Source organism: Butyrivibrio sp. (assembly GCF_015056685.1).
In the GTDB taxonomy this organism is placed as follows: Bacteria; Bacillota; Clostridia; order Lachnospirales; family Lachnospiraceae; genus Butyrivibrio.
The window spans coordinates 60,098-79,909 of the sequence record NZ_SVFW01000014.1; the positions used below are offsets into that span (position 1 = coordinate 60,098).

Annotated in this window: 16 protein-coding genes; all 16 read right to left on the reverse strand. The window is 40.7% G+C overall.

Annotated features, from left to right (window positions below; translation table 11 throughout):
* Window positions 1-18: 18 nt before the first annotated feature.
* On the reverse strand, window positions 19-693 hold the full coding sequence (locus E7303_RS06915; RefSeq protein WP_292144468.1) for a phosphatase PAP2 family protein: 675 nt from the start codon (window positions 691-693) through the stop codon (window positions 19-21).
* Between the two features lie 82 nt (window positions 694-775).
* On the reverse strand, window positions 776-5,320 hold the full coding sequence (locus tag E7303_RS06920; RefSeq protein WP_292144469.1) for a PolC-type DNA polymerase III: 4,545 nt from the start codon (window positions 5,318-5,320) through the stop codon (window positions 776-778).
* 61 nt (window positions 5,321-5,381) lie between these two features.
* Window positions 5,382-6,446, reverse strand: coding sequence for a flavodoxin-dependent (E)-4-hydroxy-3-methylbut-2-enyl-diphosphate synthase (gene ispG / locus E7303_RS06925; protein WP_292144470.1), 1,065 nt, complete (start codon window positions 6,444-6,446; stop codon window positions 5,382-5,384).
* Between the two features lie 14 nt (window positions 6,447-6,460).
* Window positions 6,461-7,513, reverse strand: coding sequence for an RIP metalloprotease RseP (gene rseP, locus E7303_RS06930; RefSeq protein WP_292144471.1), 1,053 nt, complete (start codon window positions 7,511-7,513; stop codon window positions 6,461-6,463).
* Window positions 7,510-8,661 carry a 1-deoxy-D-xylulose-5-phosphate reductoisomerase gene (locus E7303_RS06935; protein ID WP_292144472.1) on the reverse strand — a complete coding sequence of 384 codons (1,152 nt, stop codon included), beginning with the start codon at window positions 8,659-8,661 and terminating at the stop codon, window positions 7,510-7,512. Before E7303_RS06935 ends, rseP begins: the two co-directional genes overlap by 4 nt.
* A 95-nt stretch (window positions 8,662-8,756) precedes the next feature.
* Complete coding sequence (locus E7303_RS06940) at window positions 8,757-9,578, reverse strand: phosphatidate cytidylyltransferase (protein WP_022775550.1); 822 nt, start codon at window positions 9,576-9,578, stop codon at window positions 8,757-8,759.
* A gap of 22 nt (window positions 9,579-9,600) precedes the next feature.
* A complete protein-coding gene (locus E7303_RS06945; RefSeq protein ID WP_292144473.1) occupies window positions 9,601-10,317 on the reverse strand; it encodes an isoprenyl transferase in 717 nt (238 codons plus the stop codon).
* 4 nt (window positions 10,318-10,321) lie between these two features.
* Complete coding sequence (gene frr / locus E7303_RS06950; RefSeq protein ID WP_022775553.1) at window positions 10,322-10,873, reverse strand: ribosome recycling factor; 552 nt, start codon at window positions 10,871-10,873, stop codon at window positions 10,322-10,324.
* Between the two features lie 25 nt (window positions 10,874-10,898).
* Window positions 10,899-11,594 carry a UMP kinase gene (gene pyrH, locus E7303_RS06955; RefSeq protein ID WP_022775554.1) on the reverse strand — a complete coding sequence of 232 codons (696 nt, stop codon included), beginning with the start codon at window positions 11,592-11,594 and terminating at the stop codon, window positions 10,899-10,901.
* Window positions 11,595-11,617: 23 nt separating this feature from the next.
* Complete coding sequence (locus E7303_RS06960; protein ID WP_292144474.1) at window positions 11,618-12,571, reverse strand: polymer-forming cytoskeletal protein; 954 nt, start codon at window positions 12,569-12,571, stop codon at window positions 11,618-11,620.
* A 31-nt stretch (window positions 12,572-12,602) separates the two neighbouring features.
* Window positions 12,603-13,568 carry a polysaccharide deacetylase family protein gene (locus E7303_RS06965; protein ID WP_292144476.1) on the reverse strand — a complete coding sequence of 322 codons (966 nt, stop codon included), beginning with the start codon at window positions 13,566-13,568 and terminating at the stop codon, window positions 12,603-12,605.
* Window positions 13,569-13,709: 141 nt separating this feature from the next.
* Complete coding sequence (locus tag E7303_RS06970) at window positions 13,710-14,390, reverse strand: hypothetical protein (protein ID WP_292144477.1); 681 nt, start codon at window positions 14,388-14,390, stop codon at window positions 13,710-13,712.
* A gap of 151 nt (window positions 14,391-14,541) precedes the next feature.
* Complete coding sequence (locus E7303_RS06975; protein WP_292144478.1) at window positions 14,542-16,284, reverse strand: ArnT family glycosyltransferase; 1,743 nt, start codon at window positions 16,282-16,284, stop codon at window positions 14,542-14,544.
* Window positions 16,285-16,286: 2 nt separating this feature from the next.
* Entirely contained in the window at window positions 16,287-17,903 is a 1,617-nt protein-coding gene (locus tag E7303_RS06980) for a DUF5722 domain-containing protein (protein ID WP_292144479.1), read from the reverse strand.
* A gap of 100 nt (window positions 17,904-18,003) precedes the next feature.
* Window positions 18,004-19,167, reverse strand: coding sequence for a permease prefix domain 1-containing protein (locus E7303_RS06985; protein ID WP_292144480.1), 1,164 nt, complete (start codon window positions 19,165-19,167; stop codon window positions 18,004-18,006).
* Between the two features lie 17 nt (window positions 19,168-19,184).
* Window positions 19,185-19,520: a PadR family transcriptional regulator gene (locus tag E7303_RS06990; RefSeq protein WP_292144483.1), complete on the reverse strand. Its 336-nt coding sequence runs from the start codon at window positions 19,518-19,520 to the stop codon at window positions 19,185-19,187.
* Between the last annotated feature and the right edge of the window lie 292 nt (window positions 19,521-19,812).

Here is a 19,812-nt window from a genome sequence, read left to right on the forward strand (position 1 = left end):
TTTGATTTGAGTAAACGCTTATTTATTTTCAACTATTTTGCCAAATGCCTCAGCAAACAAACTTATGTAGCAAAGGCTAATAAGACATCCTCCAAGGATATCCGTAAACCAGTGAACACCGCAAACAAGTCGTCCGATCACAGTCAGCGCTATGATCACAAGGCATACAATCTTACATACTTTAACAGCTTTTTCGTTCTTAAGATACTTTGGAAGAACATACATCAAAGTTCCAAATATTGTAACGATAAGCATTGTATGTGAAGATGGGAAAGATGCCTCAACATGCTCAGCTCCTTCTTCAATTATAGGTCTGTAGTTCACAATGACTTTTTCAAAAAAAGCATATGTGACAAGAACAACTGCATAGAGTCCGCCAAGACAGAGAATTTCTCTGTCAACCTTAGCTATGCTCTTTCCCTTGATGAGCTGGATCATTCCAAGGCAGGCAAAAACTGCAACAACTAAAATAGCAAGAACTCCAAAAAGCTCTGTGAGCTTATACCATACCATGTTGATTCCAAAAAACTCATGTATAAAGCCGTTGATATGAGAAAGCCCTATAGAAGTATCCTCCGGACCTATAGCCGCAACATCAACTCTTTTTACCAAAAAGATCAGAACAAGAAATGCCCCAAACATAATCCTGGCAAACATATTGCCCTTCTTTTCCACATTGTCATTTGTTTCCATTATTTTTCTCCTCCTAGTCATTTTCTACTATAATAATTTATTTTTATTACAGTTAAATGACTATTAAATAACACTTTTGTAATCATCCCTTCATCAGGTCAAAAATACTGATCTGATTGGAATCCGGAATATCTCCCAAAAGTCCCATGTCTGACATCTTTTCAAGTACAGTTTGCGGGCACTTGGTCCTTTGCTTAAAATCATCCTTTGAAAGGAAAGGACCATCTTTGGCCGCTTCCACAATCTGGTCAGCAGCTTTCTCACCCATGCCATCGATACTTGTAAGCGCTGGCATGATCTTATCTCCGATAACCTGGAAGTCTCTGGACTTAACCTTAAAGATATCTATGGGAAGGAATTCAATTCCACGCTCATACATTTCCTCTACAAGTCTCATATCACCATACTCAGCCTGCTGTGCATTTGTGAGTTCATCCTTCTTATTGTTGTACTCACGCATGATAGCCCTTAAGTGATTCTCACCCAGGCACATATGCTCGTAGTTAAAGGCCTTTGCTCTGATACTAAACCAGGCAGCATAGAAAGCCTGCGGAACATATACTTTGAAATATGCAATTCTCCAGGCCATCATAACGTAGGCTGCAGCATGAGCCTTAGGGAACATGTATTTTATCTTTTCACAGGACCAGATATACCAGTCAGGAACACCGTGATCTGTCATATCCTTCTTCCAGTCAGCCCAGTTGCTCTCTTTTCCCTTGGCAACCTTTCCTTTACGAACAGCCTCCATGATCTTGAAGGATTCTGACTTATCAAGTCCCTTCTGGATCAGGTAAATCATAATATCATCTCGACAACAGATGCAGGTATCAATGGTCGCCTTACCTTCCTGAATAAGAGTCTGCGCGTTACCAAGCCAAACGTCAGTACCGTGTGACAGACCTGAAATTCTTATAAGGTGGGACAATGATGATGGTCCCGCATCAATAACCATCTGCATGGCAAAGTCTGTACCAAACTCAGGAAGTCCAAGGCATCCAAGCTTTGTTCCACCAATCTGATCAGGAGTGATATTAAGAGCCGTAGTGTTCATGAAAAGGCTCATAACATTTTTATCATCAAGTGGCACAGTCTTGGGATCAAGACCTGTACAATCCTGCAGGAATCTGATCATGGTAGGATCATCGTGTCCGAGAATATCAAGCTTTAACAGGTTGTGGTCAATGGAGTGATAATCATAATGCGTCGTAATGGTTGCTGTTGTCATATCATTGGCCGGATGCTGTACAGGACAGAAAGAGTTAATATCCTCACCCACAGGCAAAACTATGATTCCACCGGGATGCTGACCTGTTCCTCGCCTTATACCGGTACAGCCCTGAACAATTCTGTTGATCTCACATTTTCTCTTGCTGGCTCCGATTCCGTCGTAATATTTTTTTACAAAACCATAAGCTGTCTTATCCGCAAGAGAAGCTATCGTTCCCGCTCTGAAAGTCTGTCCGTAACCAAAAATAACTTCAGTATACTTATGAGCTTTAGACTGATACTCACCAGAGAAGTTAAGGTCAATATCAGGCTCCTTATCACCCTTAAATCCAAGGAATGTCTCGAAAGGAATATCAAATCCATCCTTGTTCATCATGGCTCCGCACTTAGGGCATCTCTTATCAGGCATATCACAGCCCGAATTACCGCCATACTTAAGTACTTCTTCAGAATCAAAGTCACTGTATTTACACTTAGGGCACACATAGTGCGGACTAAGTGAATTAACTTCCGTAATACCTGATGTAAATGCGACAAAAGAGGAACCTACAGATCCCCTGGAGCCAACCAGGTATCCATCTTCATTGGACTTCCAAACAAGCTTCTGGGCGATGATATACATAACCGCGAAACCATTCTTTATAATTGAGTTAAGCTCTCTCTCAAGTCGCTCCTGAACTATTTCAGGAAGGTTTTCTCCATAGATTTCATGAGCCTTGTCGTAACAGATCTTAGTAAGGATCTCATCACTGTTTTCAATGACAGGGGGACACTTATCAGGTCGCACAGGCGATATGCTCTCGCACATATCAAGAATCTTCCTGGTATTATCTATAACAATTTCTTTTGCCTTATCGCCACCGAGATAGTCAAATTCCTCCATCATCTCGTCAGTAGTCCTTAGGAAAAGAGGTGCAGGCTCTTCATCATTCATACCCTTTCCGGCCATGATGATCGTTCTGTATATCTCATCCTCAGGATTTAAGAAATGGGCGTCGCAGGTAGCAACAACAGGTTTGTTGAACTGCTCGCCGAGCTTAACTATTTCTTTGTTGATCTCTCTTATATCGTCATCACTGTTGATGTCTTCATATCGCTCTGAATCCACCATGAAATGGTTGTTACCCACAGGCTGGATTTCCAAATAATCATAGAAATCCACAATTCTTGCTATTTCTTCCGGAGGTCTCCCCTCTACTACTGCACCGTAAAGCTCTCCGGCACAGCATGCACTTCCTATGATAAGTCCCTCTCTGTGTTTTAAAAGCTCGCTCTTTGGAATAAGAGGAAATCTTCTAAAGTAGTCAATATGGGACTCGCTGACAAGGGTATAAAGGTTAACTCTTCCCAATGTATTCTTGGCAAGGATAATACAGTGATTAGGACGAAGATGTCTTATCATTTCCTTGGTTGGCTTTCCAAGAACATTTACATCGGTAAGAGTTACTGCCTTTTGTTCCTCAAGCATTGGAAGGAACTTGTTAAAAATAAGCGCAGTACACTCAGCATCATCAACAGCTCTGTGATGGTGCTCAAGCACAACTCCCAAAGTCTTGGCAACGGCATCAAGTGTATGCTTAGCCTGAAGCGGGAAGAAATATCTTGACAACCATAAAGTATCAACAGTTGTATAATCAGCAGGAATGCCAAGTTCAAGGCAGTTCTGATTTATAAAGCTTATATCAAATCCAACGTTATGTCCTACTAAGACTGCATCCTTACAAAACTCCACAAACTTAGGAATGATGACTTCCCTTGTTGGAGCATCCATTACCATTTCATCTGTGATACTTGTAAGTTTCTCAATTCTATAAGGAATTGGCACCTGAGGATTTATGAATTCAGAGAATCTCTCAATTATCTCCCCATTTCTTACCTTTACGGCACCGATCTCAATAATCTTGTTTTTTATAGGAGAAAAACCTGTAGTCTCAATATCGAATACAACAAAGGTTGTATCTCGAAGTGGCTGTCCCTTGTCATTTACAACAATTTCCTTAAGGTCGTCAACAAGATATGCCTCTACTCCCAGGATCAGTTTAAAGAAATCCTGTCTCTCGATAGGTGGCTCACCGGCTTCTTTTCTCCTCTTTTTCTCATCGTTAAAGAGGTCTTCCCAGACATGGTTAGCATCTGTAAGAGCCTGAACAACGCCGTGGTCTGTTATGGCAATACCTGGCATTCCCCATTTATAGGCCTGTTTAACTATATCCTTAACTTCAGAAACGCCATCCATATCACTCATCTTGGTATGGCAATGAAGTTCTACTCTTTTTACTTCTGCCCTGTCTACTCTCTTCGTAGTAAAATCAGGAATCTTTTTTACTCCCACAATAGACTGTAGAGACAGCTCATGATCGAACTTATCAACAGCAGCGATACCTTTGATCTTAAGGAAAGCTCCGGGTTTAATATCCTTTGTGATGTCAGGAACATCCTCTGTCTTTACAAACATCTTTACAGTGATAGAGTCTGTAAAATCAGTTATGTCAAAGATCATGATACTCTTTTCATTTCTGATATCTCTCTGATCATAAGCAGTAACCTTACCGTGAACTGTAACTTCACCAAGCTCTCCTATAAGGTCAGAAAGCTTCATGGTTTCATCATCAAAGTCGCGTCCGAATACAACATCAGGGTTGTCACTTCGCTTGTAGCTGCCGCCAAAGTCTCTCTTTGGAGTCCACTTACCTTTTGAAAATCCAGCCTTTGCCCCTTCTGCTGCACTCTTTTGAGGTTCCTCATTTTTCTGATTTTTTTCTTCAGCAGCCTTTTCTGCCTTCTTCTCAGCAGCCCGCTTTTTCTTTTCTTCAGACTTCTGCTCAAAGTCCTCAAGCTTCTTGGCCATTTTAACTGATTCATCAGTATAATCAGGCTCTTTTGTCTCCTTCTCTGTATCTACAAATTCAGGAGAAATATTCACAGAAAGACCGCATCTCTCATTTACGATCTTGGATAAAACCCTGATAAGATCCGGAGCCTTTTTCTTGCCAACTACACTGTTTTCAAGCTGGATAACCACATTTCCGTCATCTGGGTATTCAAAATTGGCAGCACGAAAAAGACTATACTCCATATGGTCATAGTCTTTTAACTCCATCTCTATGCTCTCTCTGTAGATATCAAAAAGATTCTGTGGTGTATACTGAGCAGACAGGCTGAACTTCTCATAGATTTTGATAGTCAGATCCTGTCCGTTAAATAACTGCTTTTTTATACCAGTTTCAGTCTTGTAAATATCTGTCTTGTCAATAAGGGCATTACTGGATATATATATTCTGATAAAATCCTGTTTCCTTGTGGTTGAGACCTTAACAACCTCAGTTTGTTCCATAATCTCCTGAGTGCGGTCATCAAGCTTAAGACCAGGAAAAACCTCGAAAAACTTCTTCCCCATTAAAACTCCTAAATAAAACTACCTCGCCAGAACACGTTCGAACCAGACTATATATTGCCTATCAGTCATTAGAAGGCCAAGCGTCAAGTTCTTCCTTAAGAACAGCAAGCAGCTGATCTTCAGGTACTTTTTTGATAATCTCGCCTCGCTTGATAAGAAGGCCTTCGCCATCTCCGCCTGCAATTCCTATATCAGCCTCTTTTGCTTCTCCAGGGCCATTTACTGCGCATCCCATAACTGCAACCTTGATGTTAAGAGGATACTTCTGAACCATTGTCTCTACCTGATTAGCAAGACCAATAAGATCAATCCTTGTTCTTCCACAGGTTGGGCAGGATACAACTTCAATCCCTCCCTTTCTGATATCAAGAGTTCTGAGAATCATCTTGGCTGTCTTGATCTCTTCTACAGGGTCACCTGAAAGAGAAACTCTGATTGTATCGCCAATGCCTTCATTTAAGATAATTCCAAGTCCTACAGAAGACTTGATATTGCCTCCATAAACAGTTCCTGCCTCTGTGATTCCTACATGAAGAGGATACTTGCACTGTTTTGCAAGGAGTTCATGTGCCTTTACGCAGAGCATAACGTTAGATGACTTGATGCTGACTACCATGTTGTCGTAGCCAAGGTCTTCGATGATACCCACCTTATCAATAGCGCTTTCAACAAGTCCTTCAGCAGTTACGCCATGGTACTTCTCAACAAGATTCTTCTCAAGAGATCCGCTGTTAACACCTACGCGAATAGGAATATTTCTCTCCTTTGCACAGGAGACAACTGCTGCGATTCTTTCCTTTGATCCGATGTTTCCGGGATTAATTCTGATCTTGTCAGCACCATTTTCCATAGCAGCTATAGCCATCTTGTAGTCAAAATGGATATCTGCAACAAGTGGAATGTGTATCTGCTTCTTTATCTCTCCAAGAGCCTTAGCTGCCTCTATATTAGGAACTGTGCATCTGATAATATCGCAGCCTGCTTCCTCAAGTCTTTTTATCTGAGCAACCGTTCCCTCTACATCTTCAGTCCTTGTATTGGTCATGGACTGAATAAGGATTGGGTTTCCTCCACCGATCACCCTGTCTCCTATATGTACAACCTTTGTATTATCTCTATATGCCATAGATTTTCCTCTCTTTACCTTGTAAACTTTGTTATATCATTGAAAAGTACGAATACCATAAGGCCTAAAAGTGCAACCATACCGATCATGTGCACAAAACCTTCTTTTTCTGGAGGCACAGGTTTTCCAAAGATAACCTCAATAAACTGGAACACAAGTCTTCCACCATCAAGAGCAGGAAGTGGCAAAAGGTTCATAACTCCCAGATTGACGGACAAAAGAACTGTCAATGACATCATAGTAAGGATTACCGCTGATATTCCAAAAGGCTTGACTTCCTCATAGGCATCATCAACAATCTTGACCATTCCAACAGGTCCTGACACATCGTCTGCCGAAAGTCTGCCCTTTATCAAAAGAGCAAGGCTCCTGTATGTGGTCTTGAAATAATAACGTACCTCATACCAGGCATATTTCAAAGCCGCAGCGCCCTTTATCTCTCCATATTCTCCAAGGTAAACGCCCATATAGTATCTGCCGGCTTCTTCACTGTACTTAGGAACAAGAGTAGTCTCATGCCTTTCGCCATCTCTCTCATAGACAATATCCATAGGAGACCCTTCAGCAAACTGAGAGATAAGCGTAACTTCTCCTGCCATATATACCTTTTCGCCATCGACACTTATGATCTTATCTCCAGCCTGAAGTCCGGCCTCAGCTGCAGCAGAATCCTCAGTCAACTGATTTATAACAGGAAAATTCCAGGCAGAAAAGCTTACAAGAACTACTGCAAGCAAATAAGCTATGATAAAGTTTGCAAAAGGTCCGGCAAAAAGAGTTGCTATCCTGCGCCAAACCGGTGCGTTTAAAAAAGAATGCTCATCATAGGTCTCATTTTCTTCTGCAACGGGATCCATCCCATCAAATACACAGGCGCCACCAATAGGTAATAGCTTTATGCTGTAAAGAGTCTCACCCTTTTGCTTTTTCCACAGAGTAGGTCCCATTCCAACAAAAAACTCATTAACTCTTATTCCACCTGCCTTGGCTATTATAAAATGACCAAATTCATGAGATGTAACAAGTACTCCGAAGATTATAAAGAATATAATAATGCTGATTATCATATGTTATATTTTCCTCCAAGAAACTCATAGGTCTCTTTTTCTGCCAAAAGAATCGCATCAACATCAGGATTATCAACCCTTTTATGATGCTCCATTGCCTCTTCGATCATGTCATATATCTCAAGGTATCTTATATCACCCTTTAAGAATCTGCGAACTGCCATTTCATTGGCAGCGTTAAATACTGTTGGCATACTTCCGCCTGCATACGCAGCATCAAAAGCAAGCTTAAGGCCCCTGAATGTTTCTATGTCAGGTTTTTCAAAAGTCAGGCTTCCAAGTTCAAACAGATCAAGTCTCTTTTCAGCCATAGGTCTTCTGTCCGGGTAAAAAAGAGCATACTGAATAGGAAGTTTCATATCAGGCACACCAAGCTGAGCAATAACAGCTCCATCTACGTACTGAACAGCACTGTGAACAATACTCTGTGGATGAACAAGCACCTGTATATTATCAAGACTCACATCAAAGAGCCATCTGGCCTCCATGACTTCAAGTCCCTTATTAACAAGTGAAGAAGAATCAATGGTTACCTTAGGTCCCATATCCCAGTTAGGATGCTTTAAAGCATCTGCAGCAGTCATATTCTCAAGTTCGGCCTTTTTCTTTCCTCTAAAAGGACCGCCACTGGCTGTCAAAAGAATTTTCTCAACCTTGTCCTTGGGTTCTCCGTTAAGGGACTGGAAAATAGCGCTATGCTCACTATCTACAGGAAGGATCTTTACTCCCATCTTTGCAGCGAGCGGCATTATGATATGTCCTGCGCAAACAAGGGTTTCTTTGTTGGCAAGCGCAATATCTTTTCCGCTCTCTATAGCTTTTATTGTAGGTCTTATTCCAATCATTCCTACTACAGCAGTAAGAACTGTGTCAGCTTCAGGTACGGATACAATTTCAAGTAATCCTTCCATACCGCTGTATACTTCTATGTCAATGTCAGAAAGTCTCTGTTTCAGATCTTTTGCAGCGTTTTCATCAAACATGCAAACATATTTTGGTTTAAACTCTCTGACCTGTTTTTCCACCATCTCGACTCTGGTGTTTGCAGCAAGACCAACCACTTCCAGTTCCTTGCTGTTATTTCTTACAACATCCAAAGTCTGTGTTCCAATGGAACCTGTACTTCCAAGTAAAACTATCTTTCTCATTTTTTCTCCTAGCAATGAAGCAATTTACATTTATAAAAATATATACGCCGTATTAGAATATTTCACTAATACAGCGCTTATTATACGAATATTGATTAAAAATGTGAAATCATAACTACTGCCAAAAAATAAATACATGGTATCACAAAGATCACACTGTCAAAACGATCCATTATTCCGCCATGTCCAGGGATCAGATTGCCATAATCTTTAATATCATGATCTCTTTTTATTCCGGAAGCAAGCAAATCGCCAAGCTGAGCAATTATGCTTCCAATAAATGTGATCAGCATAAGCATATAGATCACATTCACATTGTGGACTTCATTTCTGTATAAAAGGTATCCGAAAACAGCTCCTACCGCAACTGATCCCAGTATCCCTCCTATAGCTCCCTCAATGGTCTTCTTGGGAGAAAGAATCGGTGCCATCTTATGTTTGCCAAATGCTCTTCCTGCAAAGTATGCACAGGTGTCGCACACCCAGGCGATAAAAGGAATCCACGCCAGATACTTTCCATATGGGCGAAGTCTCAGCAAATATACAAAAGACATGTTCACCGGAGCGTACACAAAGCAAAAGAAAGCCGCCATAGCCTGCATGGACTTGAACTTTGGAAAGTTCACAACATAGCAGACCATAAGTAAAAAGAAGGCAAACATGATTGAAAAAATGTAGTATTTATGAGTTCCTATCAAAAGCATCTGGATATAATGAACTACGATCGCAATATATCCACAGATCTCCAAAATACTGAATTTGCCATCTTCCTGATGCACTCCGGTTGCCCTTGTAAGCTCAAAATAGCTGATAAGAGAAACCGCAAACAGTACCGCTGCCAAAATGATTCCACCGGGAATGAGCACTCCGGCAAGTACTAATCCAATAACAACACCACTTAAAACCCTTGTTTTCAATTTTTACACCAGCCTATATTGATCAGTTTTTGAGTCCGCCAAACTTACGATTGCGCTTGCCATATGATTCAACAGCAAGTTCAAGCTGTGTCTTATCAAAATCAGGCCAAGCCACAGGAGTATAATAAAACTCTGTGTAAGCACACTGCCAAAGCAGGAAATTGGATATTCTCTGCTCATTGCAGGTTCTAATCATAAGATCAGGATCTGGGAGGAAATTGGTATCAAGGTTTGCTCCTATCATATCCTCTGTAATTTCCTCAGGATCTACTTCGCCATCCTTAACCTTCTGAGCTATCTTCTTAACAGCTCGTCTTATCTCATCCCTGCTGCCATAGTTGATGGCAATAGTAAATGTAAGACCTGTGTTTCCTGCTGTTGCCTCTTCAAGCTCCTGAATGGCTTTCTGTATATCCTCAGAAAGAGCCTTTCGCTCACCGATTACACGACAGCGAACATTATTCTTCATTGATTTTTTAATACTTGTCTTCAGGTAATTGCGCAGGATCGTCATGAGGGCGGAAACCTCCGCCTCAGGGCGACTCCAGTTCTCTGTTGAAAACGCATATACAGTCAGGTATTTTATGCCCATATCTCTGGCAACGACCAGAATATCTTCAACAGCTTTTGCACCCTGCATATGCCCATAATTTCTGGGCATTCCCTTTGCCTTGGCCCATCTTCCGTTTCCATCGAGGATTATAGCCACATGGGCGGGAATCTTCTTTTCTTCTTCCATAACCTTATACCGTCATGATCTCTTTATTCTTTTCTTCAACTGCTCCGTCGATATCCTTGATAAATTTATCAGTGATCTTCTGAAGCTCGTCGTTAAGATCATTGATCTCATCTTCTGATACTTCTGAGCCCTTAAGCTTCTTAAGAGCATCGTTTCCGTCACGTCTTACGTTACGAACAGCAACCTTGGCATCTTCACCTTTTTTCTTGATATCCTTTGCAAGCTGTTTTCTTCTCTCTTCAGTAAGCTCAGGAAATACAAGGCGGATAATAGCGCCATCATTGCTTGGAGTAATTCCAAGATCTGATGTCATAAGTGCCTTCTCGATATCCTTGATAAGAGCCTTGTCCCAAGGTGCGATCTGAATGATTCTTGCCTCAGGAACTGAAATGTTACCTACCTGGTTAATAGGTGTAGGTGTTCCGTAGTAATCAACCTTGATCTTATCAAGAACATGTGGATTAGCTCTTCCTGCACGGATAGATGCAAGATCCTCTTTCAAAAAGTCAAATGACTTCTGCATTTTGTCATTATACTCTTTTAACTTTTCATTCATACCTTAATCTCCTTAAAATGTGATATCAGTCAACAGTAACTGTTGTTCCGTTGAAATTGCCATCAGCAGCCTTAACAATGCTGTTTTCTTCCTGGAGAGCAAAAACTCTCATAGCAACCTTGTTGTCCCTTGCAAGAATTGAAGCAGTCATATCGACAACCTGAAGGTTCTTGGCTATAACCTCATCGATTGTAACTGTGTCATATCTCTTTGCATCAGGGTTCTTGGCAGGATCACTGTCATAAACACCGTCAATTGCCTTGGCAAGAAGGATATAATCCGCTTCAACTTCGATAGCACGCAGTACCACGCCTGTATCAGTTGAGAAATATGGATGTCCGGTTCCTCCAGCAAAAAATACAACCATACCTTTTGCGAAGTACTTGTTTGCTCTGTCTTTTGAGAAGAGCTTTGTAAATGAACCACACTCAAAAGGTGTAAGAATATTTGTCATCATTCCTTCGCTTCTGAATATCTCAGAAACATAGATGCAGTTCATTATTGTAGCAAGCATTCCAATCTGGTCAGCCTTAACTCTGTCAATGCTTTCGCTGCTTCTGCCTCTCCAGAAATTGCCACCACCAATAACGATACCAACTTCTACGCCTTTATCAGCAAGTTCCTTAACCTGAAGTGCTACCTTTCTTACTGTAGCCTCATCAAAACCGGTCTTTTTGTCCCCAGCAAGTGCTTCACCGCTGAGCTTTAATAGTATTCTCATAATTTCTCCATTTTAATATTTGATTATCTGTTTTTAAGTCCCTCAAAGAACTCTGATGGATTAACATCTGCATAAGCCTGTGAGCACATACCTTCGATAACTGCGCCGTTGTTGATCTGTACTGACTGAGACTTGATATTACCCATAACAATTGCTGTTGTATCCAAAACTACAGGACCATGTACATCGATATCGCCCTTTACAGCACCTGCGATAACAGCGCTTGATCCAAAAATGTTTCCAACAATGACTGTGCTCTGGCCAACCTTAACACTGCCCTTACTCTTAACTTCACCTGTGATTCTTGCTGATTCAGCATAAATCTCTGCTGCGTCTGAATCACCTACGATCTCACCTGTAACATTAAGTTTGCCAAGGCACTTGATATTACCTGTAACCTTACCGATAAGATCAAGAGATCCTGTTGTCTGCAAGTCACCTGTTATGACCATACCCTCAGTAATGCTTGCTGTTTCATCTGTTGGTGTCTGCTGTTCAAAGTCCATCATTTCATTCCCCCCATTGTTTGTATTATTTTCAGAAACTGTTGTCTCTGCAATATACTCATTTGCATTTGCTGCCGCTACCATTTCAATAGCACTTAAAGGAGCTTCTTCTTTTACTTCAGCTGCTGTCTGCTCCTCGATCTTTTCTTCAAGAGCTTCCACTTCCTCGCTTACAGAAAGCTCTTCTGTAGTTTCTTCCTGAACAGGTTCTATTACAGCCTCTTCTTCAAGAACAGGCTCTGAGATTTCCTCTTTAACCTCTTCTTTTTCAGCCGCCTCATCAAGTTTGATATCATCGATACGGTCGAGCATACTTCCGATATCTACCTTTTCGCGGTCAGCCCCCTTCTTGGCTGATTCCTCTGCCCCGTTTTCATTATCAAGACCCGCTGTCTCATCAAGCTTATCTTCCGGCATCAGTGTGTTCACTGCCTGAGAAAGATCGCTCTTAAGCTCAGAAAAAAATCCCATCCTGATATCCTCCATTCGCACTTTTCTATTATTATTTTTTGATATGTTGAACCGGTAACGTATCCTCTGTTATCGGTACTATCACTGTGTCATCCATTGCCTGTACAGCTTCTATTATCTCAGGCAAAGCTTCAACCGTATGCTTTTTATCGGCTGCGTCATGCATAAGAACCACGCAGTGCTTAAACTTAGGAATATTGTTCACTATGTTGGCGTAAACAGTGTCCTTAGTGGCTCCGGACTTATCATCACCGGCTGATACATTCCAGTCAAAAAAAGTAACCTTTTGCTCATCAAGGTAAGCTGTCAGTTCACTCATATCAACCTTGCTGACTCCGTTAGAGCTTCCTCCCGGAAACCTGTAAAACTCAGGCCAGACACCTGTCGTCTGATACAAAAAGACTCGAAGCTGTTCAAAATCCTCTTTAAAAGAATCAAGAGAAGCATAGACCTGACTGTATTTGTGACTATAGGAATGCATTCCCAAAGTATGACCATCTTCAACAATGCGCTTATAAAGCTCTGTATATCTGGTGTCAGGCTTTCCACAGACAAAGAATGTAGCCTTGACATTGTACTGATCAAGTATATCAAGTATCTCATCCGTAGAAGAGCTTGGTCCATCATCAAATGTAAGATACACATAGCGCGTCCCCTCAATATCTTCAGGGTTCTGCGCTCCGCTTATATATATATCCGAATAATCCGTCTCAAATTCTTCTGTCAAAGGCTCGCTGTCACTTACAACTTTATCGGAGGTATTAACCTCTTCGCTCCCACCGGCCAAAATAGACATCTCATCGCCAAATCTGTCTCTGTACCACTCAAGGTCTGCTTTATTCTGATCATATGCAGATTTAAGCCTGTCGTATCTGATTGCCAGTATCACACAGATACATGTGGGCACAAGGCATGCAGCAGCGACAGTGATAAGTATCATTCGCCGTAAATTACGTATTCTTTTACTATATACCTTTTTAGGTTTGTCTAAACCCATTACAAATAAAAATCTCTTTCTGTAATTATATATAACCAACGTATAGTATAGCATAGAATCCGAAAGTCAAAAAGATGTTTTTAGGCATTAAATAGGCATAAAAAAAGCCTGATCAAATTGACCAGGCCCTAAGATCAAAGGTTAGAAAGTCTGCTCGGTGTCAAAACCGGCGGATATATATGTAATTATGTAGTTGTCATAGTCAGAGGCATTTAAACCTATCATCTGTGAATTGGTGCTTCCACCGTGGAAAGTATATCCTACATCAGCGATATTTACAGTATCAAAAGCAACTGCTCTGCCGTTCTTTGTGAAAAGAGTTCTGACTCCTACGCCCTGGATATCTTTTTCCGAATAATTGGTTGCACTTACCTCTATGCATTTTTCTTTTGCACTAGTGTCTATATCCACCATGTTATAAGTGCAGTTGTCAGTTTCTGCCACATTGAGGTCATATGAAAAAGTTGCTCCGCCCTTAATGTTCTCATTCAAAAACTGTCCGTAAAGTATAAACTTCTGTCCGTCCTTTACTGCATCTGCCCTGTCATGAACAAGTGAAACAACACTTTTCTTTGAATCTGTAGCAGAAAAATCCGCATTTATCTCCACATCTTTTCCGGTGTTATTGGTTGCGACCAAAACATAATATGTACACCAGTCAAATTTATCCGGAATGATATATTCATCTTCGATCGTAATGCCATTTTCTAAATTTCCGGCAGCATATACAACATTTGAAGGAAATACGCACTTATTAACACCAAACAGGATAAGTAAAGACATTCCCACTGTAGATAAAATAGAAAAAATCTGCTTTTTCATAACCATTTCCTCCATCAAAATTATTTTTTGATAGTATTAATTATCATGTAAAAGCAGATTTTTTTCGAGTACCCAGAGCCATTTTTAATGTTTTTTTAACCTTTATAAATTATCTATAAAGCGCCATTTTATGCGGTCTAGATGTAGTATGTCAATCTTTGTGGACCACAGAATATCCACCCATATTTTCCACAATATAATTGCCCTTTTCTTCAAAAAGTGATACCTCAGAGCTTGCTACCACAAACACTGTATTTGCGTACTCCTGTGCATAAAAATCCTCAGGAATATCAGCAAAAACGAAGTTTCCAAAACTCTTTGCGGTCCTGAACATTGCTTCATCATCGTAATATTCAACAGTTTCATTAAACAAGACCGGATCATAATCCGTATAATAAAGGGCTACGATAAATGGTGCCGAAAGGCCTTCATAGGTAGAATAGATCTGTCTGTCATCACCTGCAATCTCATAGGCCCTTGCTATGGCATCTCCATAAGTTGGCATGAAAATACTGATCACATTGCTGTTAAAGCCGGTAAAATAGTCTTTCACAAAAGAGATATCTGCAAGCAGGATCACAGACAAAAGAGCTATGGCAAGCTTCTTACTGTTTGAAAGAATAAAGTCATAACCTCTTACAAAGGCATAAATAAGCGGAATAAACAAAGTCACCATTCTGCTTATGTCAGTTTCTACAGCTATGGACAATATCACATTGGCAATGAGAAATGCCGCAAAAGCAGCATTTTTGCAAAGATATTCTGTATCTTCCTGCGCTTTTCTTTTAAGGCCTTTTACAAAATCCCTAAACACAACAAAAAGTCCAATAAAAGTAACGGGGAAAGTAAACTCAAATAAAGTTGCATACCCCGGATAAAAATGACAGAGCATGTCTTCATCATTGCCCACCGTCAAAACAAGTCCAAGGACCTTCAGGTTATTAAGAAGTTTTCCAGGAAGCGAAGAATCAAGTGTAAGGAAAACCTCTCCGCTTCTAGTAGCTGTAAGTTTATTTATGCAAAAATGATCAGTTACTATTTCCGTAAGCCCCAGATAGTTCACAGCATAGAACAAAAACAGGGGCATGAAGATGATCATGAACACCAATCCGGAAATTAAAAGCTCTTTTACGTTAAGAGTCCCTTTTAAGAGTGCATAGATACAGGCAATCACGATAAACATAGGAATTATCATTGTTCCCGCACCATATCCGTACATTCCAACCGCTAAAAGAGCAGCACTAAGTGCAAAGCTTTTGGCAGTTCTTTTTCTCAAAGCCACAAGGAAAGTATAGAGCCCAATTATCTGAAGAAATGGCATTATATTGCTGTCAAGGCTCCATCTGCTGAGGATCACATGCCAGGGACACACTGCCAAAAAGGCTGTTCCCACAATTGAAAGTGTATTCTTTTTCCCGGCAAATGCAGGGGCTGAAAAGATCTCTTTTAACACAAAAAAGAAAACAAATACTGTCGCAATCCCTAAAATTGCCGGAAGGAGCCTAAGCTTCACAATTCCGGTTCCAAAGAGCTTAACAGATATCATATTAAGATAGATCATAAGCTCACTGTTTCCGCCGCTTCCAAATGCAAGAGGGTGAACGGGATATGCATAGCCATTTCTGTCCACGCCGTATTTTGCAAGTGCAAAGGCCTCATATCCTATGGATGCCTCATCCTGCTGAAGTCCGTTTGGGACACTGCCCAGCAAAAAGAGCCTTAGAAATGTGGCAATACCTATCGTGACAGCCAAAAGAATATGCGTTGTCTTATCGGACAGATCACTCGCTTCGTATTTGTTTGTGCTTTTCTTTTTAGAAATAACAACAGCTGCTGCGCAGGTAAGTACGCATGCAGCTGTCATTATATAATTGTAATAGTCAATTATTCTCATTTTTATCTCGCATTCATAGCAGCGTTCCAATCAGCTATTCCCATGATCTGAGCTGCTCTTTGTATATAAGTTCCGGCATTTGGCCCATTCATCTGCTGATAGAACTCAAAAGCAAGCTTTCTTGTTCCATCCTGCTTAGAAAGTCCAACAGACAATCCCTGTGATACCTCTAAAGGATAATCTGTCTGCCTGTTAAATGCAATAAGTTTAATGTACTGATTTGTCGCAACTCTCTGATAAGCATAGACAATCGCTGCTGCCTGAGCCTCTTCGCCCTGAGTTGAAGAGTATCCGACCTCTGTCAAAAGAATTGGTCTCACTGCGCCTTTTGTATTTCTCATTGCAGGCTGACACATATAATCAGTGAGCTGCTCTATATTCTCCATGGACAGATATGGTGTGTTGATATCGTGCCTTATCATGGCCTGTGCCGTTTCATTTTTTGGACTCCAGAAAGTAGTCCAGGTCATGGGATAATTGTAGGGATGCTCGGCAAGTCCCCAGTCAATATTGCCCTGTGCTGTTATGCAGGCGTTTATTGCTTCAAGAGTTGCTCTGGCTGAATAGTAGGAGCCTGTATTGTGGACCTGGGTCCAGTTCTGATCAAGACTTATGCAGACATATGCATTGGCATTTCTGCTCTTTATGGCATTGTAGCAAACTCTTAGTTCATCAGCATATAGCTGCGCATAAGCCATCAGATCATTTACAGAAGAATAATTCCACACATTTTTGGCATTTACTTCATTCCCGATAACCCAGTTATCAACCTGTCCAAAGCCATTCTGACCATTGTATCTGTAGGCAAGATATGAAACAACCGCCTCAAGATACTCAAGTCCCTTGTCCTCTGAAGTGTTCATCATATAGTAGAGCGCTTTTCCGCCTCTTGATGAAGGGGAGATCATAAATTCCTCACCTGCTGCCCTTGGATTTAGCAAAACAATCGTAACCCCCATCCCCTGCTGCGTGCAGGTTCTGATACAATGATCGTACTGACTTAGATATGATGAATCAAAATTGTAGGTTTTACCGTTGTAATCATAGACAACCTGGCCATTTCCACCAATAACATCTTCCAGGTTGATGTTATAAGCAGCCTGCTGAACTCCAAGCTGGGAATTCTCTGTATTTCCATTGCCAATCTTGGCTCCGTCAAGAATAAGGCCTTTTTTGCCATTATTTTTTCTGGCGGGAGATGCTGACGCCAGAGCTTCAGGATTTGTAATATACTTGGCCCCTGCCACAGCAACATATTGTCCGCCCTGCAGTACAGCAACCTGGAACTTGTCATAAAGCCTGCAATCTGCTGTTTTGTTGTTTAGAGGAACCTGAAAAGCTACCGATCCGCCCATAGCTGCCGAAGCAATTGGTGTTCCTGCTACTGTGCCCTGATATGGTTTTTCTGAGAAAAGATAGAACTTGCCATCATCAGAATCCGGCAGATCTGATGCCGACACACTGATATTGACATTGCTACCATTTATGGTAGCTGAGCCGATAGATACAGCTCCTACTCCCTGTGCATTAACAGGAAAACCGGTAAAAGAAAAGACGCCCAGCGCGATAACCGCACCAAAAAGCGTCTGAAGAAATGATGATAAGAATTTCTTTGCCATAATTAACCCCACATTAGTTTATGATTTTTCGTCAAACACATTTATATCATAAGTGAAAGCTAGCTTTATGGCAAATGATTTCTTTTCTTTTTGTATTGTATTAATTCCTGTCTCCTAAGAAATACTGCTCAATAGGTTTTCTAAAGATTGCTGCAAGTGGCCATATGATCCATGATGATCCCCAACTGAAAGTAAAGAAACTCCAAATTATATATATACAAAGAACCGATTTCCAGTAGTCTTTAACCATGGCTCTGATGAAATTCTTCACTTTTTTCTCAGTGGAATCTTCCGGCTTTTCAGGTACCTTGTAAGAATTATAGTTTTTGCTACTGTCCGTATTCTCAACTACCTCACCTGAAACTCTTTCTATATGAACGCTTTTGTCTGAGCTGTAGGAAGATGCTTTTGAATATGTATAAGAGTTTCCCTCTGAAGACTTGCTTGATTCTTCAGCAACCTTCTGCAGAATATCCTGGGAAAAAACCTTATCATTCAGTGAAAGGAGCTTTTTGTAGGCCATATTTCTGCCACTTGAAAATACTATAAGGAACACGCCTACAGCTACAAGAGTAAACAACATAGAAGGTCCAACTCCATCTGAAATGATCGGTATATCTATTGCAGTATTAAGAGCTATAACCGGTATCACACTCACAATACATAGCATGATTCCAACTGCCAGTATCATTCCACTTGCGGTCTGGCTTTCCTCTTTTTCAGTTTTCAGATAATCAATAGTCTCATCGTCGATATAACAAGGCTGTTTTCTTAAAAAGCTCCAGCTTTTGGTCATATAACTTGAAAAAACTATGAAGCCAACGCCTATTGCCGCGCAAAGGAACATGAATGCTACTCCTATTCCGGTAAAAAATTCCAAACCGGTAGCTGATGCTACTGAATCTAATAGAATCGGTCCTGCAGGCGACAAAATGCAGAGCAATATGCCAAGTGAAAGCATAAATCTTCTGGATACAGCAGCATCAACATAATCATCTGCTTCCTGCCTTGAAACATATCTCCTGTCAGATGAAACAATATTGTCAAGGACCTTGTTAAGGCCAAGTCCCTCAGCAAGTTCATCAAGATTTCCAAATTCTGAAATGACAATGCCGATAGCCTCGTTCTCTTTTTTGCCCTCACTTATGAGCTCGTTGTACTTATCTTCCATCATTGAATAAAGCTCGTCTTTAGCCCTCATGACCTCAAGAGTCTTTGGAAGATGCTCAAACATACTTTCAAGATATTTCTTTATTGTGTCCATACTTTTCTCCCCATATATCAATCTGTTTTCTTAACAAATAGTTCTACAACTTCTTTTGTGAGATTCCATTCCTCACATTTTTCCTTGTAATACTTTTTACCGTTTTCTGTAATCCTGTAATAAGTACGCTTCTTACCATTCTCAGCGTTCTGGACATAGGATTCAATGTAACCGTTTTTCTCCATTCTGGTAAAAGCAGAGTACAACGTAGTCTCTTTGATTATGTATTTATCATTTGAAAGAGCCCTTATTCGTTTTGATACCTCATATCCGTAGGAAGGTTCATCCAGCAGAGTAAAAAGAATAATCGTGTCATTGTACCCTCTGATGACATCACTACTGATCTCTACCATTTCATCAACCTCTCCCTCCTTACTTCCCATTTGATGCATTCTTGAATGAATAATTCAAGATATCTTACGATAGTCGTACTACGATAGGTATACTATGTCAGTCGTAGTATATCTGTCGTAGTAAATATACAACGTCTGTCGTAGTATGTCAACAGCCTTTATCTCATTTGTCATACTTTCTTGTAAATGGACGCAGCCGAGCTGAAAGTGTAGGTATAGCTCTGTTCACTCTGATATTTTTCAATGTGATAAATTGGACATAAAACACCCACAAAAGACTTGTTTCATACTT

Excerpts from the sequence above, each read along its gene's own strand:
- E7303_RS06980 (WP_292144479.1), bottom strand. The coding sequence starts at position 17,903 with ATGGCAAAGAAATTCTTATCATCATTTCTTCAGACGCTTTTTGGTGCG.
- E7303_RS06965 (WP_292144476.1), bottom strand. The coding sequence starts at position 13,568 with ATGGGTTTAGACAAACCTAAAAAGGTATATAGTAAAAGAATACGTAAT.
- E7303_RS06985 (WP_292144480.1), bottom strand. The coding sequence starts at position 19,167 with ATGGACACAATAAAGAAATATCTTGAAAGTATGTTTGAGCATCTTCCA.
- E7303_RS06975 (WP_292144478.1), bottom strand. The coding sequence starts at position 16,284 with ATGAGAATAATTGACTATTACAATTATATAATGACAGCTGCATGCGTA.
- ispG (WP_292144470.1), bottom strand. The coding sequence starts at position 6,446 with ATGGCATATAGAGATAATACAAAGGTTGTACATATAGGAGACAGGGTG.
- E7303_RS06960 (WP_292144474.1), bottom strand. The coding sequence starts at position 12,571 with ATGGGATTTTTTTCTGAGCTTAAGAGCGATCTTTCTCAGGCAGTGAAC.
- E7303_RS06945 (WP_292144473.1), bottom strand. The coding sequence starts at position 10,317 with ATGGAAGAAGAAAAGAAGATTCCCGCCCATGTGGCTATAATCCTCGAT.
- E7303_RS06935 (WP_292144472.1), bottom strand. The coding sequence starts at position 8,661 with ATGAGAAAGATAGTTTTACTTGGAAGTACAGGTTCCATTGGAACACAG.
- E7303_RS06990 (WP_292144483.1), bottom strand. The coding sequence starts at position 19,520 with ATGGTAGAGATCAGTAGTGATGTCATCAGAGGGTACAATGACACGATT.
- E7303_RS06915 (WP_292144468.1), bottom strand. The coding sequence starts at position 693 with ATGGAAACAAATGACAATGTGGAAAAGAAGGGCAATATGTTTGCCAGG.
- pyrH (WP_022775554.1), bottom strand. The coding sequence starts at position 11,594 with ATGAGAATACTATTAAAGCTCAGCGGTGAAGCACTTGCTGGGGACAAA.
- rseP (WP_292144471.1), bottom strand. The coding sequence starts at position 7,513 with ATGATAATCAGCATTATTATATTCTTTATAATCTTCGGAGTACTTGTT.
- frr (WP_022775553.1), bottom strand. The coding sequence starts at position 10,873 with ATGAATGAAAAGTTAAAAGAGTATAATGACAAAATGCAGAAGTCATTT.
- E7303_RS06920 (WP_292144469.1), bottom strand. The coding sequence starts at position 5,320 with ATGGGGAAGAAGTTTTTCGAGGTTTTTCCTGGTCTTAAGCTTGATGAC.
- E7303_RS06970 (WP_292144477.1), bottom strand. The coding sequence starts at position 14,390 with ATGAAAAAGCAGATTTTTTCTATTTTATCTACAGTGGGAATGTCTTTA.